We start from the raw sequence: 26,252 nt of genomic DNA, 5'->3' as shown, positions 1-26,252 counted from the left end.
TCGTTCCCGTATCAACCCGACCGATCTAGTAGCGTCGCACCGCCGGGGTGAATCTCGGTGACCGTCGCGTCGTAGCCCGCGTCGGTCAGCCCCGAGCCGATCGTAAAGACCGTCTCGCCGAGCATCGCCATCGCGCCGTCCCCGTCGGCCGCTGCCACGTCTTCGAGCACCGACCGCACGTCGTCGGTCAGCAGCCCCGCCTCGCGGGCGAACTGGCGCGAGGCCCGGACGAACGACTCCGTCGTGGGTTCCTTGACGACCCGCGAGAGCGCTTTCTCGCCGGCACGGGTCAGCTCCGCGGTGTCGCCGTCCAGAACTGCTTCGGTCGAGAGTTCGCCGATGACGTGGTACTCGAGACGGCCCCGCGCGGGGACGGCGTCGATGTAGTTGTCCTGTGGCCCGCCCGGTTCGAGTCGCAGCGGGACGCCGCCGCGGGCCTGCGCAACCACGTCGCCCAGCCCGGTCCCGGCCTGGACCTCCGCGCCGTGGGCGATCGTCACCAGTTCGTTCTCGGAGAGCCCGCGATCGAGGACGGCGTTGGTCCCCAGCGCCGCCCCCAGCGCGGTCGCGCCAGAGACGCCAAAGCCAGAGCCAAGCGGCAGCGGCGTCTCGGCTCGCACCGCGACGGTCGCTCGCAGCGCGTCGAGGACTCGCTCGACGGCCTCGATCTCGATGTCGACGCCGTTCAGGGACACCGACCGCTCGTCGCTGCGCTCGACGGTGACGGTCACGCCGTCGGACAGCGCGATCCCACCGCCGCGCGATCCCGCCTTCGTCGGATCGTCGGCCGGGTCAGTCGTGAAAAAGCCCGTCACGTGGCCGGGCACGAAAGCCGTCGCCTCGTCGGTCATGCATCGGGAAAACAGGTCGGGGGCCGTAAGCGTTGCCGGTCCGGACTATAGTCGCCATTGAAATTCACTGCACACCCGATCGCACGGCAGCAGTGCGATCGGTGTGTCAATCATTTCAATTGTCACTATACAGCTCGTCGGCGATCTCGACCGCCCGGTCGGTCGATCCCTCCACGACGACCGCGGTCGTCACGCCGTCGTTCTGCCGGACCGCGATCGCGCGGTCCTCGGCCGTGGCCACGTGGACCGTCTGGCCGTCGACCGTTCGCTCGGTCGCGTTCTCAGTCAGTCGATCGAGGCGCTCGTCGGCGGTCGTCGAGAGGACGGTGACGTTCGCCCCGTCGTCGACGTAGCGCTGGCCGACGATCGTCTCGCCCTGTCGGACCGTCACCGTCGCCTCGCTGAAGGTCGCGTCGTGGCGAGGCAGCGACAGCTCGGTCTCGGACTGTGCGGCGTCGAAGCTGTCGTAGCGATCGACCGTCGTCAGCGCGACGCGATCCGTCGGCGGGTCGAAGGTGCTGTCGTGGATCGACACGTCGAACACCGTCGACTCGACCGCGACGACGGTGCGGTTCGTGCCGTCGGTGGCGACTGCCCGGACCACGCGGTAGTCGTCCTGTGCGACCCACAGCGTCGTCGACCCTTCACGTTCGGGGTGCGTGAGTTCGACCTCGTAGGTGCTGGTGTCGTCGACCGTGGGCGTCCCGACGAGCGTCGCCGAGGCGTTCGAGGCGTTCAGTGGCGTCCCGTCGGCCGAGAGCCGTTCGCCCGTCTCGCCGTACTCGGCGTCGGCTCCGGTCCACTGCTCGCCGGCCTGGCTTTCCAGCGAGTCGACGGGCCAGGCGGCCGATCGGTTCGGCCCGACGTACCACGCGACGGTGCCGTTCGAGCCCGCCCGCACCGTCTCGCCGTTTCGTTCGACGACCATCCGGGTCCGGTTCTCGTCGTCCGCGGCCAGTTCGACGGTGGCCGTCGTCGACGCGCTCTCGTTTTCGACCGTCACCGTCGCCGTACTCGTCATCGAGTCGGCGCTCTCGTACCGCTGTTCGACCTCGTCGAGGACCTCGTCGCCCGTCGGCTGCTGGAACGTGGCGAACGCGCCCGTGACGGCGGCCGATCCAGCGACGGCGACGGCGACGACCACGAGGAGGACGAGACCGCGGCGACCATCCACTCTGGGGCTCATTACGTGGGGTTAGGGCTGGACTGTAAAGTGTGTTCCTGCTATCCGATATCCGAGAGGTTCGGACAACGCTGATAGGCGTCCCGGCCTTAGTGCGAGTGAATGGCTCAGGCTGACGCGGACGACGTGGTCACGCTGTCTGGGGTGCGCAAGACGTACGATCTGGGCGGCGTCGTGGAGGCGCTTGCCGGCGTGTCCCTATCGCTGCCTCGGGGCTCTTACACCGCCGTGATGGGGCCGAGTGGCTCGGGCAAGAGCACCCTCCTGAATCTCGTCGGGGGACTGGACACCGCCACCGAGGGGACGGTCACCGTCGGCGGGCGGGACCTCTCGGCGGCCACCGAGGACGAACGGGCGGCGATCCGCGGGAGCCGCGTGGGGTTCGTCTTCCAGACGTTCAACCTGATGCCCCGGCTGACCGCCGTCGAGAACGTCGCCATGCCGCTCGTGTTCGACGGCTGGGGGCGCACCGAACGCCGCGAGCGCGCCCGTGACCTGCTCGCCGACGTGGGCCTCGGCGAGCGACTGGACCACCGCCCGACCGAACTTAGCGGCGGTCAGCGCCAGCGGGTCGCAATCGCCCGCGCGCTGGCACCGGACCCGGAGCTGATCCTGGCCGACGAACCGACCGGCAACGTCGACACCGAGACGGGCGAGCAGATCATGAGCTTGCTCGACGACCTCCACGCGGCCGGCAACACGATCCTGCTGGTGACACACGAGCGCCGCATCGCGGACCACGCCGAGCGCATCGTCCACGTCAGAGACGGCGTCGTCGAACGGATCGAGGAGCTGAGCGACTGATGGACCCGCGCGAATCGTTCACGATCGCGGCCCGCTCGATCCGCTCGCACAAGCTGCGCTCGACGCTGACGGTGATCGGCGTCGTCATCGGCATCGCCTCGGTCGTCACCTTCGCGACCTTCGGCGCGAGCGTCCAGGCCGAGGTCGTCGGCGGGATCGCCGACTCGGGGGCGAACAACGTCTACGTGCTCGGCCAGCCCGCCGACGAAGAGGGGTTCCAGCAGGCGCTCCAGCCCGTGTTCACCGAGTACGACCTCGATCGCCTCGCGGAGATCGACGGCGTCGAGGCGGTCGTCCCGCGGGGCTCGATCCCGATCAACGCGGTGACCCACCGGGGGGACACGGTGGCCCTCCAGCAGGCGACGGCCACGACTCCCGAGGCCGTCACCGACGAGACGCTGGTCGCCGGACGGAGCTTCGAGCGCGGTGCGAACGAGACGGTCCTCAACCGCGCCGCGGCCGAGGCCACCTTCGCGGAGAATGTCACCGTCGGCGACGAGATCACGGTCGATCGCGCCGACGAGACCTGGACGCTGACGGTCGTCGGCATCGTCAACGGGACCGCTGGCGAGTTGCCGGTGGGTAACTTCGGTCCGCAGCCGGGGCTCTACGTCCCAGCCGACCCATTCTACGAGAGCGTCGTCGAGAGTCCGAACGCGAACGCTCGGCTGCGCGCGTACCCGCAGGCGACCGTGATCGCCGATCCGGCTTCGACGCTGGCCGTCACCGACGCGGTCGAGACGTACTTACAGGAGCGGTCCGACGCCCGCCAGCTCGCGCCCGACGGCGTCGAGCTGGTCGCCCGGACCAGCGGAGACTTCGCCGAGCAGATCAGCGACGTGATCGACCAGATCACGCGCTTCGTCACGGGGATCGCGGTCATCGCGCTGGTGGTGGGCGCGATCGGCATCGCCAACATCATGCTGGTCAGCGTCACCGAGCGCACCCGCGAAATCGGGATCATGAAGGCCGTCGGCGCGCGCAACCGCGACGTGATGGAGCTGTTCTTGCTGGAGGCGACGCTGCTGGGTGCCGGCGGCGCGTTGCTCGGCCTCCCGCTGGGGCTCGCGGTCGCCTGGGGTGGGACCCGATACGCCGAGGTGGGCTTCGCGTTCGCACCCTTCTGGTCGGCGCTGGCCGTGCTGGTCGGCGTGCTGGTCGGCGTCGTCGCGGGGCTCTATCCCGCGTGGCGGGCGGCCCGCGTCGACCCGATCGACGCCCTCCGATACGAGTGACACTGTCGGCTGTCTATCTGTGACCGGTGTCGCCACTTTGGGTGGCGAATCTCGTCACGAAGACAGCCAACAGTACGGGAGACCGAGGACCCAGACCCGTCGGAACCACGAGCCCGACCCGCACGTATTTGCTCGCGGGAGCCCTACGTTCCGGCGTTCGATGGTCGAGAAGATCCTGGCCGACACCCTCGGGACCGAGACCGCCGGCCGTCTCGTCGACGGCGCGCTGGTCGCGTGTCTCCTCGCTGCCGTGACAGCGTGCTGGCTCACCGGTCTCCAGCCGGTCGTCGTCGCGGCGCTGGTCGCTGGCAGCGTCGGGCTGGAACGCGCCGTCGGCAGGCTCACCCGTCGCCGGATCCTCGACACCGCAGCGCAGACGGGTCGACCGGCCGACCGCCCCCTCCGTGAACTGGTGGCCGACGTGGCCGATCGAGTGGACGTTTCGACGCCTCGCGTCGTCGTCGAGGCGTCGCCCGAACCCGGCGTCACCGTCCTCCAGGGCGGAGACGGGCCGGTCTTGCTCCTCTCGGAACGGATCGTCGACGACCTCGACCGGGAGGCGCTCCGGGGTGTGGTCGGACACGAACTCGCGCACCTCGACGGCGGTCACATCGACTGGCTCGACAGCCGTGATCCCGTCGCCCACGTCGTCGGGGCCGCGGTGTTCTGGGTCGTGGCCGGACAGCATCTCGGTCCCGCGCTGTCGCTGGTCGGACTCGCCGTCTACGTCGGGGCCGGCGTCTTCCGGCGCACCCCACTCCCACAGCTGTACTACCTCGCCGGGAGTCTCGGGGTGGTACTGCTCCCGCTGGCCCTGATCGCGATGGGACGGCGTCTCGAAGAGCGACAGGCCGACGACCGAGCGGTCGCCATCGTCGGCGCGAACGCGTTTTGCCGGGGGCTCCTGGGCGTCACGACCGCCCGCAACGAGGCTTCGGTGGCGGACGGGACGCTCGCCGCTCCCGCGACCGGCGAGGGGCGCGGGCTGGTCGCGCGAGTCACCGCGACACACCCGCCGCTGACCCGTCGGTTCGCACGGTACGGCGTCGATTTCGAAACGCTTCGGGACGACTGACACCGCCGGCCGTCACCGTGTCCAGCGCAGTCGTTCCGGGAGCGGGGACGGCCGGCGACAGTATCAGGCTGCCTTCAGGCTCTCGTCGGGACTGCGCTCTGCCGACAGGTCCGGAATCCGATCCTCGTCTTCGCCGAACTGGCTCGCGACGACGCCGTAGAGACCGATCGCGGCGACGAACCCGCCGCCGAACATCGTCACCGTCGTGAAACCGGTGACCGGGACGAGCACCACGGGCGAGATCGCGATCCCGAGCCCACAGAGCAGGCCGATCAGCGCCGGTCGGAGCGTCGGGCGCTTCCCCGACGCGATGCGATACGCCGTGTAGCCGATCGTCATCGCGGCGAACTGGCCCAGCAACACGTTCGCCAGCGCCTGTGTGTGACTGACCGCGTACAGCGCGGGCGTAAACACGGTCACGACCGCGACGAGCGTCCCGAGCAGCGAGAGCGCCTTCGTGATCCGAGACATAGGTATTACAGCTGTAGTTACCGAGCCATCGTACGTAATAGTTCCTCCCGACGCCCCGACGTTCGGTGCGAGCGAGGGCAGTCGCTCCTGAAATCGACGACAAATACTTTATTAATGGATGTACATACGGAAAGCGGAGGTCTACAGCCTTGGAAATCTCGGAGAAACTACTGTGTCTGTTTAGTGCGGAGATCACTGACGAGGGCGACCGCTACACCGTGGAGGTCCCACAGCGGGAGGTCGACACCGGATCCGTCGATCCGGGCGAGACGTATCGGGTCGCGCTGATCCGGGCCGACGAAGCGAGCGAGGAGAGCGAGGACCCGTCGCCACAGCCGTCCCAGACGCCGTCTTCGGAGCCCCAGCCCCCGGTCGAACCGGGCGAGATCCGCTACGTGGAGATCGAGGACATCGGCAAGCAAGGCGACGGCATCGCCCGCGTCGAACGGGGCTACGTGATCATCGTCCCCGGCGCCGAGATCGGCGAGCGCGTCAAGGTCGAGGTCAGCGAGGTCAAGTCGAACTTCGCCGTCGGCGAGATCATCGACGAGACCGTCTAGCGGGGCGTGCCGTCGGGCCGTTTCGCTCCTTCTGAGTCGTAGACGACTACCTCGCCGTCCGCGCGCTCGACCGGCTCGTAGCTGTCTCTCACTGCGATGGCTTCTTCCAGTTCGCGAATCGCCCGCTCTTTGAGCGTCGCGGCCAGCTCCTCGGCGTCTTCGCGCGCGATGTCTCGACCCAGCCCCTCACACTCGTGGGCGCGGACGAGTCCGGCCTCGTCGACGGCCTCTCCCATCGGCTGGACGGTGTTGTCCAGCGCTACCGAGAACGGGTAGGTCTGACAGATCAGCGGCCGGTCCTCGTGGACCGTGCAGGCTCCGACGCCGTCGTCCTCGGCGTAGAAGGTACAGTCGCCACAGGTGTCGGTCTGGAGCGCCCACTCGAAGGTCTCGCCCTCGACGCCGTCCTCGGTCTCCGAGAGCCCGTAGGGCATCGGGCGGGCCACGTCTCGAAAGTCCCTGCCGTCGTCGCGCAGCTGTCGGATCTCGTCGGGGAAGATCGTCGCCGTGTGGGGCTCGCTCTCCGTCTCTTCGGCGGCGTCGCCCTCGGCGGGCTCGACCGCGGGCTCCGTCGCCGTACAGCACTCTCCACAGCGCGTACACTCGAAGCCGATCGACTCGATCGCGTCGGCCAGCCCGCTCACGTCGAGTGCTCGCGCCCGTTCGAGGTCCGATTCCAGCGTCACACACGCTGTTCGGGCCGGTCGGACAAAAGGGCCGCGTCACGCCGACGGTGGCCGTGCGCGCTCGCCGTCCCACGCGACGCGCCCCTCGACGGCGAGCTTTTCGAGGTGGGCGGCGACGGTCGCCTCGGCGAGGTCTCGCACGCTCTCGATGTCCTTGTCGTAGGCCGCGTCGGTGATCGCCGGCAGCGTCTCGCTCCCCTCGGCGACGGCCGCCTCGACCCGGCGCTCGCGATCGAGCCGGTGTGCGAGGAGGCGACGGCAGGTCTCGTCCGCGTCGTCGACGACGGGGCCGTGACCGGGGAAGAGTCGGTCGGGCGCACGCGCGATCACGCGCCGCAGCGAGCAACAGTAGGCTCGCATCTCCCCCTCCGGTGCTCCGACGGCGACGCTGCCGGCCGCCGCGGCCAGGTCGCCACAGACGAGCCCGTCGTCGGTCGCGAAGGCGACGTGTTCGGGCGCGTGACCCGGCGTCTCGACGACTCGCAGCTGGTCGTCGTCGACCGGGATCTCCGTGCCGCCGGTGAACGTCCGGTCGGGCGCGACGCCGGTCGCGGCCTCGAAAGCCGCCTCACGGCCCCGACGCGCCCACACCGTGGCGTCGTGTTCGGCCGCGTAGTCGGCGACACCGCCGACGTGGTCCGGGTGGTGGTGCGTGACGAGGACGTGAGCGAGCGAGCGTGACGCCAGCGCGTCGTCTACGCGTTCGTGGCGAGCACACGGGTCGATCACGGCTGCACGGTCGCGCCCGAGGACGTACGCGTTCGTCTGTCCGCTCGGCGCGCGCGTCGCGACGGGGACGCTGATCCGCTCCATACCCACCCCAGGGAGGAGCGACGGATACGGATTATTGTAGCGATTTACCGGTGATCGTCGCCACGGAGCAGACGATCACCGGTAAGCAACTACAATAAACCGTATGAAATCAGTTGGTGAGGAAGTAGACCTGCTTGCGGGCGTCGTTGAAGCTGTACCGGGAGTCGACCAGATCACACTCTTCGAGTCGGTTCAACGCGTAGCGGACCGTCCGGTCGGGCAACAGCGACGCCTCGGCCAGTTGCCCCTGGGACAGCGGTGCGTCGGTCTCCAGGACCTTCGCGACGAGCTTCGCGCTCGGCGGGAGTTCGCGGAGTTGCTCGCGAAACTCCGTCTGGGTGAACGCCGCGGGCTTCGTCTCCTCCTGAATCGTGCTCATACACGCTACTCCCCCGAGGGTACTGGTAAAACTTGGCTATATGTATGACCATACAATAGGAAGTCTACAGTGTGTATAATGACTCCTTATATTTTCTGACGCGTGCCACGCTGGCCGCCGCCAGAACTGCCCGCCGTCTGTGGCCAATCTGTCTGTCCGACGGTACACTACAGTGAAACAGCACCGTTTTATCCCCGGGTAGCCATCACCCGATACCGTGAAAGGGCAGGAGTGGTACCAGACCGACGATGTCGCCGAGGAGTACGAGTCGAAGCGCTTCTCTCGTGGCGGACAACTCATCGACCGTCGCGAGAAGGAAGCGGTCCTCGACGCCATCGGTCCGGTCGACGACAAGTCCGTGCTCGAAGTAGCCTGTGGAACCGGGCGCTTCACCGCGATGCTGGCCGACCGTGGTGCCGACATCGTCGGCCTGGACATCTCCGGCCCGATGCTCTCACAGGGCCGCGAGAAGGCGAAATCGGCCGGCGTCGACGACCACGTGGAGTTCATGCGTGGCGACGCCGCTCGACTGCCCTTCCCCGACGACCACTTCGACACCGTCGTCGCCATGCGCTTTTTCCACCTGGCGGACACGCCGGCCTCCTTCCTCGCAGAGATGCGCCGGGTCTCCAAGCACCAGGTCTTTTTCGACACGTTCAACCGCTTCTCGCTGCGATCGCTGTACAACTGGGCGCTCCCGATGGGATCGCGCCTCTACTCTCGGTGGGAGGTCGACCGACTCCTCGACGGCGCGGGGCTCGAACTGGCCGGCGAAGCACACGACTTCGTCCTCCCCTACGGCTTCTACCGGAAGATTCCGAACGATCTCGCGTCCGGCTTCCGCTCGATCGACGAGGTCGTCGGCGCGAGTCCCGTCGGCGACAAGGTCGCGTCGGTCTCCTACTGGGACACGCGCGTTTAATTCCGCCCGTCTTCGGACGGATACTCCGAAATACCGGCCGTCATTCGGTGATCTTTAAGACCTTCGAGCGTCGTGGTTGGCCCATGAATCTCTCCGTGGTCGTCCCGACACTCAACGGTCGGGAAGAGCTGTCACGGTGTCTCGACACCCTGGCAGCCCACGTCCCCGACGCCGAGACCATCGTGGTCAACGGCCCGTCGGCCGACGGCACCACGGGAATGGTCCGAGCGCGCGACGACGTGGAGGTGCTCGTCGAGATCGCCGACCGGACCATCAACACGGCGCGCAACGCGGGTATCGACCGCGCGACCGGGGACGCCGTTGCACTCCTCGACCGTTCGTTCTCGATCGAAGAAGGGTGGCTCGACGCGGTGACCGATGCGCTGGGCAACGCCGCCGTCGTCACCGGACCCACCCACCGCAAGCTCCCGGCCGGGATGACGACCGAGGCTCCGGAAGAACGGACGATCGCGGGGCGCGACGTGACCTACTTCAACCCCGGTAACGTCGCGTTCGCCAGCCACGTGCTGGACGAACTGGACGGCTTCGACGAGTACCTCGGCATCGGCGGGAGCCGCGATCTGGCCCACCGGCTGGCAGAGAGCGACCACGTGGTGACCTGGGAGAGCGCGATGTGCGTCCGCAGCGAGTTCGAGGCCGACGGCGGGATCCGACAGAAAGACTGGCACGCCAAGTACCAGTCGCTGACCTATCGGCTGGTGAAAAACTACGGCGTCCGCCCGACCGTCGCACGGCGTGTCGTCGCCCACGCCGGCCGCGACGCCGTCGACTCGCTGCTGGACGTGATCCGTGGCGAGGCCGACCCCTCACAGTGGCTCGGGACCGGTCGGCGCGTCCTTCGTGGCACCGTTCTCGGGGGGAAAGACGGCGTCACGGCCCGTCGGCACGACGCCCCGCCGCGGCGCAATCCGAACGGTCGGTCCGCACGCAGAGACCGCGCCGTCGAGGTGTACGACGACCGCGACGACGGCCCGACGGCGTAACCGACGTTGGCCGGCGGCTCCCGGCGCTACGGTGCGAGTTCTTCGATGACGCGAGCGGGGTTGTTCGAGAAGACTTTCTTCATCGCGTCCTCGGGCACGTCGAGGGTCAGAATCTCCATGACGGCGACGTTCGGGTGGACGTTGGGCGCACCGCTGCCAAAGCAGACTCGATCCGGATGTTCCATGATCGCTCGCTCCAGGGGGTCCCGGTACCGCACCGCGCTCGTTTCGAGGTAGCACTGGTCGTACTGTTCGAGGAGGTCGATCGACTCGTGCATCAGGTCGCGCCGCAGCGGGTGTGCGCCGAAGTGGCCGACGATCACCGGCAGATCGTACTGCAGGAAGTGCTCTTCGACGGCGCTCGGTGGGAACTCCTCGCCGCCGTGCACCAGGATCGGCTTGTCGACGGCGGCGAGTTCTTCGAGGACGGCCTCGTCGGGGAGGCCGTCTCTGGCGGGGTGGAGCTTGAACCCGACGAATCGGTCGTCGTACGCGTACTGCTCGATGTCTTCGGGCGAGGTGTGGTACTCCTCGCGCGAGGCCGTGATGTTCCTGAGCCGGGAGCCGGCCCCCGCGCCCGGATCGCGGGCACCGTCGACGCGTGCGAACGCGACCATCGGACGGCCCACGGTCATCCGGGCCACGGCGTTGTTCGCCTTCAGATAGCCCTGCTCGCGGTAGTCGGAGTACGCGACGGCACGGACGACCCCGGCCTGGTGCATCTCGCGTTCCAGCCGTTCGGGCTCACCCATCCCCTCCCGTGGACGCCGCGACGCCTCGGGCTCCAGTCGCGCGTGTACGTCGACGACCCGGAACCCGTGCTCCAGCTCCAGCATTGCACTAACGTGGCGGGTTCGGGTAGTAAAGCGTTGACGGTCCGGCCGATTCGGCGGCGGCGAGCGTCATCGAGGCCTCTCTCCCTACCGATGGTTTTATATAGAACCGCTAACGACACATAAGTGAGGTATACAACAATGTCACAGTCCGGCCAGCGACGCATGGGTGGCCAGCCTCTCTTCATTCTCGACGAGGACGCCCAGCGTACGCAAGGAGACGACGCACAGAGTTCGAACATCGCCGCCGGGAAGGCAGTTACCGAGTCCGTACGGACGACACTCGGCCCCCGTGGCATGGACAAGATGCTCGTCTCGGACTCGGGCGACGTCGTCATCACCAACGACGGTGCGACGATTCTCGACGAGATGGACATCGAGCATCCCGCGGCCCAGATGATCGTCGAAGTCGCCGAGACTCAGGAAGACGAGGTCGGCGACGGCACCACGACGGCCTCCGTCCTGGCCGGTCAGCTCCTGACACAGGCCGAGGACCTGCTCGAAGACGACGTCCACCCGACGACGATCGTCGAAGGCTACCACGAGGCGGCACAGCTCGCCCAGGAAGCCATCGACGGCGAAGTGCTGGACGTCGACATCGACGACGAGACGCTGACCAGCGTCGCCGAGTCCTCCATGACGGGGAAGGGCACCGGCGACGTGGAAGCCAGCGCACTCGCCGAGACCGTCGTTGCCGCCGTCCGACAGGCGACCGACGGCCCCGGCTCGACGCGTGACCAGATCGCGATTCGGAGCCAGGCTGGCTCGTCCTCCTCTGCGACGGAGCTCGTCGAGGGCATCATCATCGAGGAGGAGCCGGTCCACGGCAACATGCCGAGCGCGGTCGCCGACGCGACCATCGCCGTGATCGACGCCGACCTCGAAGTCCAGGAGAGCAACATCGACGCCGAGTACAACGTCTCCAGCGTCGACCAGCTCAACGCCGCCATCGAGGCCGAAGAGGAGGAGCTGTCGAGCTACGCCGAGGCCATCGCCGCGGTCGGCGCAGACGTCGTGTTCGTCTCCGGTGACGTCGACGACCGCGTCGGCGCACAGCTCTCCAAGGAGGGCATCGTCGCCTTCGACGGCGTCGACAGCGACGAACTCCAGGACGTGACCCACACCACCGGCGCGAGCCGCGTCGGCTCCGTCGACACGCTGGAGGCCGACGACCTCGGCGAGGCCGAGGACGTGAGCGTCCAGAAGTACGGCGACGAGGAACTGGCCTTCGTGCAGGGCGGTGCCAGCTCCGAGACGGTGACGATCTTCGCGCGCGGCGGGACCGACCACGTCACGGACGAACTCGAACGCGCGCTCAACGACGCGCTCGACGTGGTCGTCGCTGCACTCGACAAGGGCGGCGTCGTCCCCGGTGCCGGTGCCTCCGAGATCGCCATCGCGGACCACATCCGGAGCGAGGCCGCGTCCATCGAGGGCCGCAAGCAACTCGCCGTCGAGTCCTTCGCCGACGCCGTCGACGTGATCCCGCGCACGCTCGCGGAGAACACGGGCATGGACCCGATCGACGCGCTGGTCGACCTGCGCGCCGAACACGAGAGTGAGGGCATCGCAGGCATCATCAGCGAGGGCCAGACCGGCGTCATCGACGACCCGGTCGACTACGGCGTGCTCGACCCCGCCGCAGTCAAGCGCGAAGCCGTCGAGAGCGCGACCGAGGCCGCGACGATGATCGCCCGGATCGACGACGTCATCTCCTCGGACGCGTAACGACGCCCGTCGACGACCACCTTCGATTTTTTCTTCGACTGTCGGAGTAGCGGCAGCTGTCGTCGGAATCGAGCTGCCAGCCACGCCGACCGCACTGGCGTCGTGTGGCTACTACTACCGGCTGTACATCTGTGACCGATTTCGCCACCGCGGGGTGGCGAAGCTCGTCACGAAGTGACAGCCGGCAGTATAAAACAGAGTGCGACCGCGTTACTCCTCGACGACGACAGTCCCTTCCATACCCGCCATCTCGTGGGGGACACAGTAGTAGGGGTGTTCGCCGGCCGTCTCGAAGGTGTGGACGTAGGACTGGCCCGACTGGACGGCACCGTTCCCGTCGTCCCACCCCTCGACTGCGGCCGTCTCGGAGTCGAAGCCACCAGAGGCCCAGTAGCTCGCGTCCCCCGGGAGCTCCTCTTCTCGGGCCACCACGTTGTGGGCTTCACCGGCGACGTGCTCGAAGGCGACCGTATCGCCGACCGAGACGGTCACCTCGGCCGGCTCGAAGGCCACTGCTTTCATCGAGACGACGTGGTCGGCGTCGTCCGGGACGCCCTCGACGACGTTCGGACCGCCTTCCAGCGACGATTCGGTCTCCGCCGTCTCGGCACTCCCCTCGCCGTCCTGGCTGACGGGAGCGTCGTCGAGCGCACCGGCGACGGCGAACTGTGCGCGCAGCGTCGCGTCTGCGAGGCGACCGACGGGCACGTCGCCCTCGCCGTCCAGGCCGCCCGCGTACGCTTCCAGCGCCGCCTCGAATCCTTCGTAGGCCTCGTGGTCGGCCTCTTCCAGTGTCTCGTGGACGCGGGCCTCCTCGAAGGTCGCGTACACGTCCTGTACGATGGCACCAGCGGCCGCGCCGTTCGAGCCGCCGGCAGCGCCGACGATGGCGTAGACGCCGTCGATCGCGGTGCCGACGAACGTCTGGACGGCACTGCGCACGTCGCCGCCCGACTCCGCGGTCGACCGGATCGCGCCCAGATCGGACTCGAACGTCTCGTAGGTCTCGTGGTCGGCGTGTTCCAGTGCCTCGTGGTAGCCCGCTGCACCGCTCTCGAAGTGCTCGAAAGCATCTCGTGGGATCGTCGCCGCGCGCTCGCTGTCACCCAGCGTGGCGACGGTGGCGCTGTCGAATCCGCGAGCGACGAAGTACGCGGTCTCGGCCGCGCTCGCGACGCTGTCCCCGGTCGTGGCCTCGAACTCTAGGAGCGCGTCGAGCGCGCCCTCGTGGTGGGTAGTGATCGCCTCGCTGTCGTCGTTCTCGTAGGCCTCGATCAGGCCGGCCAGGTGCTCTTCCTCGAAGCGGTGGTAGAGGTCCTCGCTGGTCTCTTCGAGCGTCTCGTGGAACCCGAGCTCGTCGGCCTCGAAACGCTCGAACAGCTCCTGGGAGATCGACGCGGCGACCGAGGGCTCACCTCGCTCGTAGCGTTCGCGTGCGTCGGCGAGACGCGCCCGGAAGAAACCGGCCTGCAGGACCGGGGCGTGATCGCCGGCCAGCGTCGCGACGCCGGTCCGGAGGTGTTCGTCCACCGTGGCGACGGCGTCGTCGACGCCCTCGCCGTTCTCGACGGCCGACTGGAGCGACTCCAGGCCGCTCTCGAACCCCTCGTAGGCCTCGTGGTCGGCTTCTTCCAGCGCCTCGTGGGCACGCGCACCCTCGAAGTCCGCGAAGACGTTCCCGACGACGGTTCCCGCCGTCGATCCCTCGTCGGCGTCGGCCAGCCACGCCGCGTCCCGGATCCGCGCCCGGTAGGTGGTCAGCGTCGTCGCGTGTGCCAGCGCCTCGCTCGGGCCGCCGAGACCGGCGAGCGCCGCGGCGTCGTACCCCTGTGCCTGCATCGCTGCGAGGTGCCCGGTCCCGGCGATCGACTCGGTGCCCAGCGCGTAGGCACCCGCCACCGCCGCCGACTGGGCCGCGGCGACGGCGTCGGTCACGCCCTCGCTGTCTCCCTCGCTGGCGGCGCGCTGGATCGACGCCAGCCCGGACTCGAAGTCCTCGTAGGCACCCTCGTCGGCGTTTTCGAGCGCGCCGTGGACGAGCGTGTCTTCGAACCGCTCGGTGGTTTCGGCGGCCACGGTCGCCGCCGCCTCGAAGTGGCCCGCCTCGCCCAGCACTCGGGCGTTGGCGGCGCGGCTCCCGAGGAGGAGCGCGTCGAGCGCACGCGTGGCGTCGTTGCCGATCAGGGCTTGCTGGGCGATTTGGAGCCGGTCGCTGGCCGTCGTCGCGGCCTCGGCGGCGGCGTCGGTGTCGCCGTCTTCCAGCGTCGACCGGAGTTCGCCCAGTGCGCTCTCGAATCCCTCGTAGGCCGACTCGCTGGTCCGTTCGAGGGTCTCGTGAGCGCCGTACTCCCCGGTCGCGTTCTCGAACCGCTGGAAGATCGACTCGGCGACCGAGGCCCCCGCGGCGGTCTGGCCGGCACGACCGAGCGCGACGGCGTCGAACAGCCGGGCGCGGTAGACGTTTAGCTGGGCCGAAGCCCCGAGTTCGGGGCCACTCGACCCTGTCTGGTCCGTCTCGGTCGCCTCGTCGCTGTTCTCGCTGACGGTCTCGCCGTCGGTGTCTTCCGAACAGCCGGCAAGTGCGGTCGACAGTGCGACGCCGAGACTCGCAAGCACGTCTCTTCTGTGTTGCATACGTGTTTTGGCACGCCTAAAGTACATAAGGGCGTCGAATTTTCGGCGAGCCTAAAAACTGGGGGTGATGGATAGAGGGACAGACGGTGGCGGCAGCGATGCCCACAGCCGCCAGGGTATGGCCACGGTGGCCGACGATGCAACTGGGACCTGAGACGGTGGGGCTCGACGGTCTCCACGGAGTGTGTTCCCGGAACCAGGGAACGATCACGACCGTCGACGACCCACGCATTTGTTTAGGACAGCCTAAAAGTAATAAGCTTGTCGGTTTTTCGGAGTGCCTAAAACTAGTACGACAGCTCCACTCGATCGCCAGCGTCGACGCGGAAGCCCTCGTCCCCGCGCCCGCGATTCACCGCGAGTTCGACGTTGCCGTGGCTCCCGACGGTGACGAGTCGCTGGCCCGGTTCCACCGTCGCGTACGTCCGTCTGACCGGTGCGGGCTCGCCGTTGATCCGGACCTGCTGGCCGAACCGGCTCTCGATCGCCTCGCCCGGCACGTTCGTGATCGCGTTCCCGAACCCGTCGACGACGAGTACTGCGCCGCTGGCACCGGTCTGACTCACGGTCGGCTCCGGGAAGGCGAGCGCTTCGTAGCCGTCGGCTCGGACGAGATCCGCGACCTCGTGGAGAGAGTCGACACCGGTCTCGTGGACGACGGCCGCCATCGGCGCGAACACGTCCCGACCGTGGAAGGTCGCGCTCGCCGGCTCGTCGGTCTCGATCTCGAAGACCTCGATCACGTCACCGTCGTCCGCGATCGCCCTGGCGGCCGGGAGCGCGACGCCGTTGTCCGGCGCGACGATTGCGTGGTCGCCGACCCGAACGACGATCGCCGCCCGGTCGGTCCCGACGCCGGGGTCGACCACGACACAGTGGACTGCCGGCGGGAAGTACGGCAGCACCTCCCGGAGCCAGAACGCCGCGCCGGGAACGTCCTGCCGGGGGAACTCGTGGCTCACGTCGACGATGCGCGCGTCGCTGTCCTGGAGGATGACGCCCTTCATCGCTGCGGGGTACGGCGAACCGAAGTCGCTACTGAGCGTGATCATCACTCGTCGTCACCGGCTTCCCAGCGCTCGACCACGTCGTCTTTGGCGACGGTCCGGATCCGCTGGACGCCGTGAACCTCTTCGATCGTCTCGACGACGGCGTTGGGGACGCGTTCGCGCCACGCGTCCCCCTCGATCATCGCCTGCCGGATGTCACTGCCTTCCAGCCGCTCCCGGTCGAACATCTTCGACTGTCGGACCTCGATGCCCGCCTCCTCGAACAGCTGGATCACCAGCGGGTTGTTGGAGTAGGCCACGTCGAAGGTCGGCGACATGCTCTGGACGTGGCTCACCCACACCGAGTTGCGGTTCAGGTCCTCGATGGGGACCACGTACGTGACCAGGTCGTTCGCGCGCTCGAACTCGCGGACCGCGCGCGTGATCATCATGATCCGCTCGCCGGCAGTGAACGGATCGTGGTCCGTGTGGGAGTCGCCCGCGCTTCCGATCCCCAAGACGAGTTCGTCGACCTCGGTCGCGATCTCCTCGACGACCGTGTGGTGGCCGTTGTGGTACGGCTGGAATCGACCGATGTAGAAACCCCGCATACCCCATCTCTGGGTGTCGGAAATGATAAACCCGACGAGTGGCCTTTTACCACTACAACCGGCTCCCCTCTTGCGGTTCCACTCGTGTGGCAAGCACGGTCGCGGGGAGAAAGTATATCAGTGGACAGTCCCTCCAAACTGGTGTTAGCAACGTTTGTATGAGCGACAATACCGAGATCGACGACACTCCCGACGACGAGCGGGAGGTGACCGGGACGCCGCCCGAAGACGACGACCCCAGCGCGGCCGACGACGCTGGTGACACTGAGGAGGGTGGCGGGGCCGAAAGTGGCGGCCTCGACAACCTCGGCAGTGAGGTCGAAGTCGAGAGCGGCGCGTCCCTCGACGACGAAGACGGGCTCCTCGGTGGGCTCGGCATCGAGTCGACCAGCGACATCGAAGTCCCCGACCGACTCGTCGATCAGGTCATCGGGCAGGACCACGCCCGTGACGTCATCAAAAAGGCAGCCAAACAGCGCCGTCACGTGATGATGATCGGCTCGCCCGGGACGGGCAAGTCGATGCTGGCGAAAGCGATGAGCCAACTGCTCCCGAAAGAGGAACTACAGGACGTTCTGGTCTACCACAACCCGGACGACGGAAACGAGCCGAAGGTTCGGACCGTCCCCGCCGGGAAAGGTGAGCAGATCGTCGACGCCCACAAGGAGGAGGCCCGCAAGCGCAACCAGATGCGGACCTTCCTGATGTGGATCATCATCGCCATCATCATCGGCTACGCGCTGATCATCCAGGGGTCGGTCCTGCTGGGGATCCTCGCGGCCGGTGTCATCTACCTGGCGTTCCGCTATGGCTCGCGTGGCAACGACTCGATGATCCCGAACCTGCTGGTCAACCGGTCGAACCAGACCACCGCGCCCTTCGAGGACGCGACCGGTGCCCACGCCGGTGCGCTGCTGGGCGACGTTCGCCACGACCCGTTCCAGTCGGGCGGGATGGAGACGCCCAGCCACGACCGCGTCGAGGCCGGCGCGATCCACAAGGCCAACAAGGGCGTGCTGTTCGTCGACGAGATCAACACGCTGGACATCCGCAGCCAGCAGAAGCTCATGACCGCGATCCAGGAGGGCGAGTTCTCCATCACGGGCCAGTCCGAGCGCTCCTCGGGCGCGATGGTCCAGACCGAGCCCGTCCCCTGTGACTTCATCATGATCGCGGCGGGGAATCTCGACGCCATGGAGAACATGCACCCCGCGCTGCGCTCCCGGATCAAGGGGTACGGCTACGAGGTGTACATGGACGACACCATCGAGGACACCCCGGAGATGCGCCGGAAGCTCACCCGCTTCATCGCGCAGGAAGTCGAGAACGACGGGCGACTCCCCCACTTCGACCGCGAGGCCGTCGAGGAGATCATCCTCGAAGCCCGCCGCCGTGCGGGCCGCAAGGGGCACCTGACCCTGAAGCTGCGCGAACTGGGCGGACTGGTCCGCGTCGCGGGCGACATCGCCCGCGCGGAGGATCAGGACGTGACCACGCGCGAGGACGTGCTCCAGGCGAAAGGTCGGAGCCGCTCCATCGAGCAACAGCTCGCAGACGACTACATCGAACGCCGCAAGGACTACGAGCTGACCGTCAACGAGGGCGACGTGGTCGGCCGCGTCAACGGCCTGGCCGTGATGGGCGAGGACAGCGGGATCGTTCTCCCGGTCATGGCGGAGGTCACGCCCTCGCAGGGTCCCGGCCAGGTGATCGCCACCGGCCAGCTCAAAGAGATGGCCGAGGAGGCAGTCCAGAACGTCTCGGCGATCATCAAGAAGTTCTCGGACGAGGACATCTCCGAGAAGGACGTTCACATCCAGTTCGTCCAGGCCGGTGAGGGCGGTGTCGACGGCGACTCCGCCTCGATCACGGTCGCAACGGCGGTCATCTCCGCACTGGAGGACGTCCCGATCGAGCAGAACCTCGCGATGACCGGATCGCTGTCGGTCCGGGGCGACGTGTTGCCCGTCGGCGGCGTGACCCACAAGATCGAGGCCGCGGCCAAGTCCGGGCTCGACACGGTCATCATCCCCGAGGCAAACACCCAGGACGTGATGATCGAAGAGGAGTACGAGGAGATGATCGAGATCGTCCCGGTCTCACATATCTCCGAGGTGCTGGAAGTGGCCCTGGCCGGCGAACCCGAGAAGGACTCGCTGGTCGACCGGCTCAAGTCCATCACCGGCAAAGCGCTCGAACGCGAAGTGGGCCAGCAGAGCGGCTCACCCAGCCCGCAGTAGAACCGTGGCGCGGTGGGCCGCCTTCGCCGGCCTGCTCGCCGTCTCTCTGTTCTTGCTTCTCGCACTCGCGAGAGCGTCCCAGTCGGCCCTGAGTGGCGACGACGATCCCGTCCGGTTCAGGGAGCCCTCGCCACGCGATCCGCGACCGACTGACCCAGTCGTGCCGCGCTTCGAGCGGCCGGTGGCGGACCCGCGGGCGCGGCTGTCGCCCGGTGCCTTGCTCGCCAACGTCGTCGTGACCCAGGGGCTGTTCGGCGCGGTCGTCGTCGGGGCCGCGGTGTACTTCTCGATCCCGCCGTGGGCGCTCGGAATCCCCGAGACCGCTCTCGCCCGTGGTCTCCCCGGCGTCGCCGTCGGGATCGGCTTCGGCGTCGCCCTCTGGCTCGCCAACGAAGCCGCGGGTGCGATCGCCGACGCGACCGGTGCGGGCTACGACGAAGCCGTCCGGGAACTGCTCGCCCCCGACTCCGTCGGCGGGTGGGTCCTCCTGCTCGGCGTCGCGCTCCCGACCGTCGCCGTCGTCGAGGAAGTCGTCTTCCGTGGCGCTGCCATCGGTGCGCTGGCCGCCGGCTTCTCCCTCTCGCCGTGGCTGCTCGCGGTCGTCTCGTCGGTCGTCTTCGGTGCCGCTCACGGCGCGCAGGGGAAAGTCGGCATGCTCGTCACCGGCGGGCTCGGACTCGCACTCGCGGCCGGCTACGTCCTCACGAACAGCCTGCTCGTGGTGGTCGTCGCCCACTACCTCGTGAACGCCCTGGAGCTCGCGGTCCACGAGGGAATGGGCTACGACCGGCTGACCGTTGAGACGTTCGCGGGCGATCCCTAGAACGAGACCTCGGTCTCCCGGTCGACAGCCCTGTACTCGTGCGGCCAGCGCCTCGTCGCGGTACTGTAGCGCGGCGAGCTACTTTGTTACCACATATAAATCCGTCAGAAGATCATATCATCGTAATTTCGGGTAGACTGCTTTTCCGAGGAGATAAATTGGGACAAGCAGTATCACTAAGATGGCGAGACCTGCTCCAACTTCAGTAAAAAGACTGTTCGTGTTATCAGAAACTGCGTTGAGTGTCTGAAATCCGAGGAGCATTGTTATAATTGCCAGATATCCCTTAATCTCATCCATATTTGAATCGCTTCCCGATATACATAAATAATTTGTACGTTATTATGTGAACTGACATCCCAACCATGTGTCCCTAACGAAATTAATTCATATGTTAGTTTTTAATACTAATTTTAATATATTGAAAAGTATCGTTCTTACGCATCTACCACTCGGAATAAGCATCGACACAGATTCGGATTCATGGTCGTATCCGGAAGATCAAGAAAACGCAGAGGTTGTATTGTGATCAAACAAACTCACCGGCTGCTAAAAGAAAAATAGTGTCTATAATCGACCACAAATAACTATCTCTGCGACTTCGATCTTGACATCTCCTCGCCGACGGTCAGTTCGAAGGTACCGGGCTCGACGCGCTTCCACGCTTCGTGGGCGCTGGTCAACGGAGCGTTCGTCAGTGGGTGCTCTTTTCGCGCCAAGGGCAAAATTAATTAATGAAAATCAAATATTATCTCTTTTGAGTGATTCGCGAGGGATATATTCTCCAAACAAAAACTTAAACGTCAACATCGCCCAGACGCTATAAAACACGATAATCATAATCGCCCTTCCCGGAGTTTGCGGGCTGAAGTCACCGAGCGGAACAATAACCATTACAGCAATTGTTGCTACCGCTGATATGACGAGTGCAAGAATTATTTTAGCCAATATTAAAGCAGCCTCTCTGGGATCTCTCCAAGGCATACATTCAAACATTTACCACTAATTCTCGATAGACGAGGAATGCTTATAATAGCATTCCCGAGAGGACTCCTATCAAAACCTTGTACTATATCAGCTCGTCAGAGCACTCGTCACACACTACAATCATTCTTCTCATCTTTTTAGAGAGTTATAGCTGTAGAGACTCGTGCATTTGCTACACGCCAATTTAAGTCGTTCAGAAACCGGCAATTAGGGTCGCAGAGCGACTCTAGAGCGTCAGTCGCGTGTCCTGCTCGACGACGGTGTATCCCTGTGCAGACAGCGCCGCCGTCCGGTATCGCTGGCCCACGAACCACTGTGGTAGTCGTCGGAGGCCGAATCTGCGATCCGAGGTCGTGTCGATCACGACGATCGTCTCGTCGTCGCGGGCCTCGATGTCGACGCGGTAGGTTCCCCACGACTCGTCGCCGACGGTGACCACCAGTTCGAGGTCGGCGTCGTCGCCGGGTCGGGTCTCGACGTGCAGTCGGACCGATCGCAGTCCCAGGAGATACGAGATCTCGTAGCTCCAGCCTCCGTCGACTCGCTCGACCTCGTCGGCCAGCTCCCACTGGAAGACCAGCGGTGGCGGGCTGGCACTCTCGAAGGCCGCACGCACCTCGTCGGGACGCTGCTGGGTCGACAGCGTCGTCGTCCCACCGGTCTCGAAGATGGGGACGCGGACGACGACGAGCACGGCGACTGCGACCGCGAGGCCGACCGCTAGCGGGAGCGTGATGATCGCGGCGGCCGCGACGAGTCCGACGAAGACGGCGATGCCGGCACTGATCGGTCGTTCGAGGCGTCGGTATCGACGGACGACGGCGGAGACGTCTCGCGGAACGTCGCTGTTTGTGTTGGAGGGCACAGACGCCACTGTCGGTGCCAGTTTCCTATGTGTTGCGTTCTGTCCCAGCCGAGCGCGACTGTGGTGGAACTCTCACGTTGTCGACCAACGGGACGCCGATGTCCGGAGCGCCGCCGGCTGGCACCGTCTCGTGCTCGTCACTGTTATCTTTCCCCCAGTCCATTGCCCGACGATGACAGACATCTTCGCGATCCGCTCACAGCGCCAGCGACAGGTCGTCGTCGGTGCGCTGCTGGTGTACGTGGCGCTGTTCGTCACGGAACTCTCGACGACGAACGCCTACGCCGGGCCGCTCTCGGATCTCCTCATCGGCGTGCTCGTGTTACTGGCCTGTGGCGTCGGCACTCGGCGGATCAGTCGCGCCCGCGAGACGGAACCCGTCGCGGTCGCGCTGGTGGCGACACTCGGTATCGCCGGGCTGTCGATCGCCTATCAGGGTCTCGCGGGGTTCGAACTCGTCCAGCGAGTGCTCTTGATCGACACCGTCGGCTCGTTCGCGCTGCTCGTCGCGGTCGGACTGTACTTCTACGATCAGTACGCGTGAGGCCGTCGGTCGGCGTGCCCGCCACGAGAGTCACTGTTTTATCGCCGAGCGTCCAACGGTCTCTCGATGCGTCTCGACGAGTTCATCGAGGGGTTCGATCGCGACGAGGCCGCCGAGCGGCGTCGCCTCGCCGAGGAGAAGTCCTACGAGATCACGAACCACCTCGAGGACGTCGAACGACAGTTCGAGGAGACCGTCCAGGGCGACGCGCTCTTTGGCTCGACCGCGCCGGAGATCTTCGTCGGCCGGTCGGGCTATCCCGACGTGTCGACGGGCGTGCTCTCGCCGATGGCGTCCGACGCCGACGCCGGGCAGTTCGCCACCAGCGGCCAGTGGTACCGGGACGGGCTGGGGATCGACGACGTGCTCCAGCGCCGGACGGGGCTGCTCAACTCCACGCGTTCGGCGAACGTCGACGTGTCGGACGTGTGGGACGGCTTCGTCGGCACGCAGCGCGAGGTCGCGATCGCCGACCACCCGGTCGACGTGGAGGTCGGACTCGACGGTACGCCGGATTTGGACGTTCGCTTCGACGACGTGGGCACGCCCACGGGGCCGCGTGCCAGCGCGACGACCGCCGACCTCGCGGAGAACCCACACGTCCCCCGCGCCGTCGAGAAGACCCTCGAGGACGACGACTGGCAGGCAGAGGGCGCGATGAACTACCTCTACCGCCGGGGATTCGACGTGTACGAGGTCAACACGATCCTCTCTGCGGGCGCGCTGGGACGGGGCCGCCAGCGCAGACTCGTCCCGACGCGGTGGTCGATCACCGCCGTCGACGACACGGTCGGGCAGTATCTGCGGGGGACGATCCAGAACCGCAACACCATCGACCAGACCGAGGTCTGGTACAACGAGTACATGGGCAACCGCTACTGGGTCCTCATGACTCCGGGCCAGTGGGAGTTCGAACTCGTCGAGATGAAAGCCCCCGAGAGCGTCTGGAACCCGACCGGCCAGACCCACTATCTCGCCAGCGCCAACGAGGGCTACGAGGGCCGCACTGGCTACGTCGAGGAGACTGCCGGCGCGTACTACGCCTCGCGACTGGGCGTGCTCGAACACCTCCAGGAGCGAGACCGCCAGGCGAAGTGTCTCGTCTTGCGGGAGGTCACCGACGACTACTGGGCTCCGGTCGGCGTCTGGCAGGTCCGCGAGGGCGTCCGAAACGCCTTCGAGGCGGGGGTCTCTCGCGAGACGAGCGAACCCGGCGACACTGCTTACCAGGACCAGCCCGCCGTCGCCGAGAGCTTCCGCGACGCCGTGACTGCCGTCACCGAACAGCTCCCGGTGTCGCTGGGGACGCTCCGGCGCAAATCCGACATGGTCGCGGGACTCCAGTCGACGCTGGCCGACTTCTGATCGCCGACAGCGCTTATACACCTCGCCGTCCAGACGCCGGTATGGAACCGCTACAGCTTCCGGTCGGCGTCGAACTGCTCTTCGTCGGCGCGCTCCTGTTGCTCTTTCTCGTGGTGTCGCTCGCGCTCGTCGGCGGCGTCTTGCTCGTCAGGCAGAACCGCTCGCCAGACCAGCAGCGCCTCGACCGACTGGAACAGCAGGTCGAAGAGCTACAGCGCCGCGTGGACCGACTCGACGACCAGTAAGTTCTTGTTCTGGCGTGACAGATGTGCCGGACGTGATTGCCCTCCAGATCGGTCTTCCAGGGACTCAAGAGCTCGTTATCGTGTTCTTGATCCTCATCATGCTCGCGGCCCCTCTCCTGTTGGTCGTCGGACTGGTCGTGCTTCTCTTGCGGTGGCTCTCGGGCGACGACGAGACCGACGAGCGCGTGGCAGAACTCGAACGCGAAGTCGAGCGGCTCCGGCACCAGCAGTCCAGCGCCGAGAGCGACACCGACGACGAGCGCCGGGATCGGTCCGACGAGGCGTCTCGCAGTTGAACCGGCGTGACCACGGGTCGCGCTCTCGCGCGAACTGACGGCTCTCTACTCGGCGTACAGCGTGTCCGCTGGACGCGCTCGGTGAACGGCGACTGCGACAGAACAGTCCGCTGTGTTACTCGGTCGGAACCGGGCCGTCGCCGAGCACTTCATGGACGGCCGACTCGAACTCGCGGCGGTGCTCGAAGTAGGGGACGTCCACGTCGACCATCAGGTCGGCGAGTGGCTGTGGACCGTCGGGCGTGCGGATCTCGGTGTCGCCCTCGCGCTCGACGATCGTGCTGTGCTCGATACCCCACGTGAGTCGGGAGCTAACGCGTGCCAGGGGCGCACCGGCGACCGAATCGCCCTCGCCGAGTTCGACTGCCGGCCCCTCGTCTGTTTCCTCGTCGTCGCTCATACTGCCACCTTCCGAGCGGCCGTGATTAGGGTTTTCGGAACGCTGGCGTCGGCTCCCGTCGAACGACCACCGCACTGGCGTGTCGATCACCCCGCCTGCTCTCGCAGGGCACCTCATCGTCACCGTTCGAGCTTTCCGAGATCCCTCACGACGTTCGGGCTCTCTCCCCGTCTGCCACGCGTCTGACGGGTAGTTTTGAGGGCAGCGGCCCTAGAACGCCCCATGACGAGTCTCACAGACGTGTACGAGGGCAACGTCGGCCGCGTGGCCAGCCGGCGACAGCAGCTCCTCGGCAGCGGGCTCTTTCTCGTCGGCGGGACGATGGTGGTGGGTGCCATCGCGCTGGCGACGACGAACGTGGGTGTCCAGTCGCTGGGACGGTACCCGGCTCGGGAGCTGGCGGGCGTCCTCGCGGGGCTGGGCTTGCCGGCCGTGTTGCTCGGGGTCTTCGCCGTCCTCCCGGCGTCGCGGTCGGTCCGTGGGGCTGCAATCGTCGGGACGGGGATCACGGCGATCGGCGTCGCCATGTTCCAGCACGTCTATCCCTACGACTGGGTCACCGCCGCGCCGCTGCTGACGCTGGCGACGACGGCCGTCTACTTCTTCGGCGTCGTCACGATCTTCTGGTGTCTGTTCGTCGCGCTGGCGACGTTCAAGACCCGCAACGATCCCGGCGGGACGGCCCGCATGGAGATCACCCGCCAGGGGACGATCCAGCTCGTCGAAGAGGCCCGCTCGATCGGCCGCTTCGGCGGCGTCGGCCTCTTCGGCACGGACCTCGACGGCGAGGTCGAGACCCAGACGAACCGCGAGACCGCGTCGACCGGTCACGACGGCGCGACAGTTACGTCCGGAGCCGAACACGAGGACAGCGACGTGACCGACGACGGCGGGTCGCCAGCCGCCGATCGCCGGTCGGACGACGCTCGGCGTGACCGGGCCACCCAGACCGAGCGCACTCAGACCGAACGGTTCGATCGCGACGCTGGCAGCCAGACGTATTCCTTCGATCGCGGTACGGATGTCTTCGCTGGCGACGCCGACACCGCCACGGGCCACTCTGGGGGGCCACAGACAGAACCCAGCGCCGACGGCGGCGAAGTGATCGACGCCGACGGAACGGCGACCGGTGGCGCGGCCTTCAGCAACGACTTCCTCGATTCGACGAGCGACGGTGCCGAGGAGAATGACGAGGACGGCCTCGAAGCGTACTGCGGGAACTGTCGGCACTTCGAGTACGTGATGGAAGACGGCGAGTCGACGCCGTACTGCCAGCTCCACGAGCGAACGATGGACGACCTGGACGCCTGTTCGAGCTGGCTGGAGCGGTGAACCCCCGAGCTTAAACCACTTCGATGGCAATCCCAGTCAACCATGGAGTTCTGTGACGACTGCGGTTCGATGATGAAAGCCGAAGACGGCGTCTGGGTCTGTGGCAGCTGCGGTGCCGAGAAGGCCCGCGACGCGGCGGACGAAAGTTCGATGGTGACCACGCAGGGCCAGGAAGAGAGCGAGATCGTCGACACCTCCGAGGTCGAGGCCGAGGACATGGGGCCGACGACGGACGCGCACTGTCCCGAGTGTGGCAACGACCGAGCCTTCTGGGAGATGAAGCAGATCCGGGCCGCCGACGAGTCCGAGACGCGCTTTTTCACTTGTACCGAGTGCGACCACAAGTGGCGCGAAGACGACCACTGACCGCTCGACGG

Annotated in this window: 29 protein-coding genes; 15 read left to right on the top strand and 14 right to left on the bottom strand. The window is 66.6% G+C overall.

The genetic code is table 11. The features are described 5' to 3' along the window. Positions 1-11: 11 nt before the first annotated feature. Together IL252_RS04190 and IL252_RS04185 are read right to left on the bottom strand one after the other, a co-directional pair. Entirely contained in the window at positions 12-851 is an 840-nt protein-coding gene (locus IL252_RS04190) for a pantoate kinase (RefSeq protein WP_208626893.1), read from the bottom strand. 115 nt (positions 852-966) lie between these two features. Continuing rightward, positions 967-2,037, bottom strand: coding sequence for a DUF2092 domain-containing protein (locus IL252_RS04185; protein ID WP_208626891.1), 1,071 nt, complete (start codon positions 2,035-2,037; stop codon positions 967-969). Between the two features lie 99 nt (positions 2,038-2,136). Between IL252_RS04185 and IL252_RS04180 the strand changes: the two genes are divergently transcribed. From IL252_RS04180 to IL252_RS04170, 3 genes are all read left to right on the top strand, one after another. Then, on the top strand, positions 2,137-2,838 hold the full coding sequence (locus IL252_RS04180) for an ABC transporter ATP-binding protein (RefSeq protein WP_279634270.1): 702 nt from the start codon (positions 2,137-2,139) through the stop codon (positions 2,836-2,838). Continuing rightward, complete coding sequence (locus tag IL252_RS04175) at positions 2,838-4,073, top strand: ABC transporter permease (protein ID WP_208626889.1); 1,236 nt, start codon at positions 2,838-2,840, stop codon at positions 4,071-4,073. The genes IL252_RS04180 and IL252_RS04175 overlap by 1 nt, the downstream gene beginning before the upstream one ends. A gap of 160 nt (positions 4,074-4,233) precedes the next feature. Beyond that, a complete protein-coding gene (locus tag IL252_RS04170; protein WP_208626887.1) occupies positions 4,234-5,148 on the top strand; it encodes a M48 family metallopeptidase in 915 nt (304 codons plus the stop codon). A 63-nt stretch (positions 5,149-5,211) separates the two neighbouring features. On the opposite strand, the gene IL252_RS04165 is transcribed toward IL252_RS04170, so the two are convergent. Beyond that, positions 5,212-5,619: a hypothetical protein gene (locus IL252_RS04165; protein ID WP_208626885.1), complete on the bottom strand. Its 408-nt coding sequence runs from the start codon at positions 5,617-5,619 to the stop codon at positions 5,212-5,214. A gap of 149 nt (positions 5,620-5,768) precedes the next feature. Here IL252_RS04165 and IL252_RS04160 point away from each other — a divergent pair, with 149 nt between their 5' ends. Beyond that, positions 5,769-6,179, top strand: coding sequence for a TRAM domain-containing protein (locus IL252_RS04160; RefSeq protein WP_208626883.1), 411 nt, complete (start codon positions 5,769-5,771; stop codon positions 6,177-6,179). Here IL252_RS04160 and IL252_RS04155 read toward each other — a convergent pair. From IL252_RS04155 to IL252_RS04145, 3 genes are all read right to left on the bottom strand, one after another. Beyond that, entirely contained in the window at positions 6,176-6,865 is a 690-nt protein-coding gene (locus tag IL252_RS04155) for a YkgJ family cysteine cluster protein (RefSeq protein WP_208626881.1), read from the bottom strand. The genes IL252_RS04160 and IL252_RS04155 overlap by 4 nt on opposite strands. 36 nt (positions 6,866-6,901) lie before the next feature. Further along, the gene (locus IL252_RS04150) at positions 6,902-7,678 is read right to left on the bottom strand and encodes an MBL fold metallo-hydrolase (RefSeq protein ID WP_208626879.1); all 777 of its coding nucleotides are present in this window, start codon (positions 7,676-7,678) and stop codon (positions 6,902-6,904) included. Between the two features lie 109 nt (positions 7,679-7,787). Beyond that, a complete protein-coding gene (locus tag IL252_RS04145) occupies positions 7,788-8,057 on the bottom strand; it encodes a helix-turn-helix domain-containing protein (RefSeq protein WP_018256205.1) in 270 nt (89 codons plus the stop codon). A 217-nt stretch (positions 8,058-8,274) separates the two neighbouring features. Here IL252_RS04145 and IL252_RS04140 point away from each other — a divergent pair, with 217 nt between their 5' ends. Together IL252_RS04140 and IL252_RS04135 are read left to right on the top strand one after the other, a co-directional pair. Next, a complete protein-coding gene (locus IL252_RS04140; RefSeq protein ID WP_153554199.1) occupies positions 8,275-8,979 on the top strand; it encodes a class I SAM-dependent methyltransferase in 705 nt (234 codons plus the stop codon). A gap of 83 nt (positions 8,980-9,062) precedes the next feature. Then, positions 9,063-9,983, top strand: a complete 921-nt coding sequence (locus tag IL252_RS04135; RefSeq protein WP_208626877.1) for a glycosyltransferase family 2 protein — start codon at positions 9,063-9,065, stop codon at positions 9,981-9,983. 26 nt (positions 9,984-10,009) lie between these two features. Here the strand turns inward: IL252_RS04135 and IL252_RS04130 are convergent, their stop codons facing one another. Further along, a complete protein-coding gene (locus IL252_RS04130; RefSeq protein WP_208626876.1) occupies positions 10,010-10,819 on the bottom strand; it encodes an amidohydrolase family protein in 810 nt (269 codons plus the stop codon). 162 nt (positions 10,820-10,981) lie between these two features. Here IL252_RS04130 and thsA point away from each other — a divergent pair, with 162 nt between their 5' ends. Continuing rightward, positions 10,982-12,544, top strand: coding sequence for a thermosome subunit alpha (thsA, locus tag IL252_RS04125; RefSeq protein ID WP_208627372.1), 1,563 nt, complete (start codon positions 10,982-10,984; stop codon positions 12,542-12,544). 210 nt (positions 12,545-12,754) lie between these two features. Here the strand turns inward: thsA and IL252_RS04120 are convergent, their stop codons facing one another. The 3 genes from IL252_RS04120 to IL252_RS04110 all read right to left on the bottom strand — a co-directional run bounded on the left by IL252_RS04120 (position 12,755) and on the right by IL252_RS04110 (position 16,778). After that, positions 12,755-15,178 (bottom strand): DUF5059 domain-containing protein, encoded by a 2,424-nt coding sequence (locus tag IL252_RS04120; protein WP_208626874.1) that lies wholly within the window; start codon positions 15,176-15,178, stop codon positions 12,755-12,757. 287 nt (positions 15,179-15,465) lie between these two features. Next, positions 15,466-16,230, bottom strand: a complete 765-nt coding sequence (locus IL252_RS04115; protein WP_208626872.1) for an S-adenosyl-l-methionine hydroxide adenosyltransferase family protein — start codon at positions 16,228-16,230, stop codon at positions 15,466-15,468. Then, complete coding sequence (locus tag IL252_RS04110) at positions 16,230-16,778, bottom strand: nicotinamide-nucleotide adenylyltransferase (protein ID WP_208626870.1); 549 nt, start codon at positions 16,776-16,778, stop codon at positions 16,230-16,232. Before IL252_RS04110 ends, IL252_RS04115 begins: the two co-directional genes overlap by 1 nt. A gap of 158 nt (positions 16,779-16,936) precedes the next feature. Between IL252_RS04110 and lonB the strand changes: the two genes are divergently transcribed. Both lonB and IL252_RS04100 read left to right on the top strand, forming a co-directional pair. Then, positions 16,937-19,018, top strand: a complete 2,082-nt coding sequence (lonB, locus tag IL252_RS04105) for an ATP-dependent protease LonB (protein ID WP_208626869.1) — start codon at positions 16,937-16,939, stop codon at positions 19,016-19,018. Positions 19,019-19,022: 4 nt separating this feature from the next. Beyond that, a complete protein-coding gene (locus IL252_RS04100; protein ID WP_208626867.1) occupies positions 19,023-19,841 on the top strand; it encodes a CPBP family intramembrane glutamic endopeptidase in 819 nt (272 codons plus the stop codon). Positions 19,842-19,958: 117 nt separating this feature from the next. Here the strand turns inward: IL252_RS04100 and IL252_RS04095 are convergent, their stop codons facing one another. From IL252_RS04095 to IL252_RS04085, 3 genes are all read right to left on the bottom strand, one after another. Then, positions 19,959-20,141 carry a hypothetical protein gene (locus tag IL252_RS04095; protein ID WP_208626865.1) on the bottom strand — a complete coding sequence of 61 codons (183 nt, stop codon included), beginning with the start codon at positions 20,139-20,141 and terminating at the stop codon, positions 19,959-19,961. A gap of 441 nt (positions 20,142-20,582) precedes the next feature. Next, complete coding sequence (locus tag IL252_RS04090) at positions 20,583-20,837, bottom strand: hypothetical protein (protein ID WP_208626863.1); 255 nt, start codon at positions 20,835-20,837, stop codon at positions 20,583-20,585. A gap of 217 nt (positions 20,838-21,054) precedes the next feature. Further along, complete coding sequence (locus tag IL252_RS04085) at positions 21,055-21,693, bottom strand: hypothetical protein (RefSeq protein ID WP_208626862.1); 639 nt, start codon at positions 21,691-21,693, stop codon at positions 21,055-21,057. Positions 21,694-21,865: 172 nt separating this feature from the next. Here IL252_RS04085 and IL252_RS04080 point away from each other — a divergent pair, with 172 nt between their 5' ends. The 4 genes from IL252_RS04080 (at position 21,866) to IL252_RS04065 (ending at position 24,143) form a co-directional block, all read left to right on the top strand. After that, the gene (locus IL252_RS04080; protein WP_208626860.1) at positions 21,866-22,237 is read left to right on the top strand and encodes a hypothetical protein; all 372 of its coding nucleotides are present in this window, start codon (positions 21,866-21,868) and stop codon (positions 22,235-22,237) included. Between the two features lie 66 nt (positions 22,238-22,303). Next, positions 22,304-23,602 (top strand): DNA repair protein NreA, encoded by a 1,299-nt coding sequence (gene nreA / locus IL252_RS04075; protein ID WP_208626858.1) that lies wholly within the window; start codon positions 22,304-22,306, stop codon positions 23,600-23,602. 41 nt (positions 23,603-23,643) lie between these two features. Next, entirely contained in the window at positions 23,644-23,847 is a 204-nt protein-coding gene (locus IL252_RS04070; protein WP_015764138.1) for a hypothetical protein, read from the top strand. An 80-nt stretch (positions 23,848-23,927) separates the two neighbouring features. After that, the gene (locus IL252_RS04065) at positions 23,928-24,143 is read left to right on the top strand and encodes a preprotein translocase subunit TatA (protein WP_244256783.1); all 216 of its coding nucleotides are present in this window, start codon (positions 23,928-23,930) and stop codon (positions 24,141-24,143) included. Positions 24,144-24,258: 115 nt separating this feature from the next. Here the strand turns inward: IL252_RS04065 and IL252_RS04060 are convergent, their stop codons facing one another. After that, positions 24,259-24,543 (bottom strand): DUF5789 family protein, encoded by a 285-nt coding sequence (locus tag IL252_RS04060; protein ID WP_208626855.1) that lies wholly within the window; start codon positions 24,541-24,543, stop codon positions 24,259-24,261. Between the two features lie 222 nt (positions 24,544-24,765). Between IL252_RS04060 and IL252_RS04055 the strand changes: the two genes are divergently transcribed. Beyond that, positions 24,766-25,875, top strand: a complete 1,110-nt coding sequence (locus tag IL252_RS04055) for a hypothetical protein (protein ID WP_208626853.1) — start codon at positions 24,766-24,768, stop codon at positions 25,873-25,875. Positions 25,876-25,917: 42 nt separating this feature from the next. After that, on the top strand, positions 25,918-26,241 hold the full coding sequence (locus tag IL252_RS04050) for a transcription factor S (RefSeq protein WP_153554185.1): 324 nt from the start codon (positions 25,918-25,920) through the stop codon (positions 26,239-26,241). Positions 26,242-26,252: the final 11 nt, after the last annotated feature.

The sequence above is a fragment of the Halomicrobium sp. IBSBa genome, from assembly GCF_017612575.1.
Lineage (GTDB): Archaea > Halobacteriota > Halobacteria > Halobacteriales > Haloarculaceae > Halomicrobium.
This window is presented reverse-complemented; position numbering and strand designations above follow the sequence as displayed.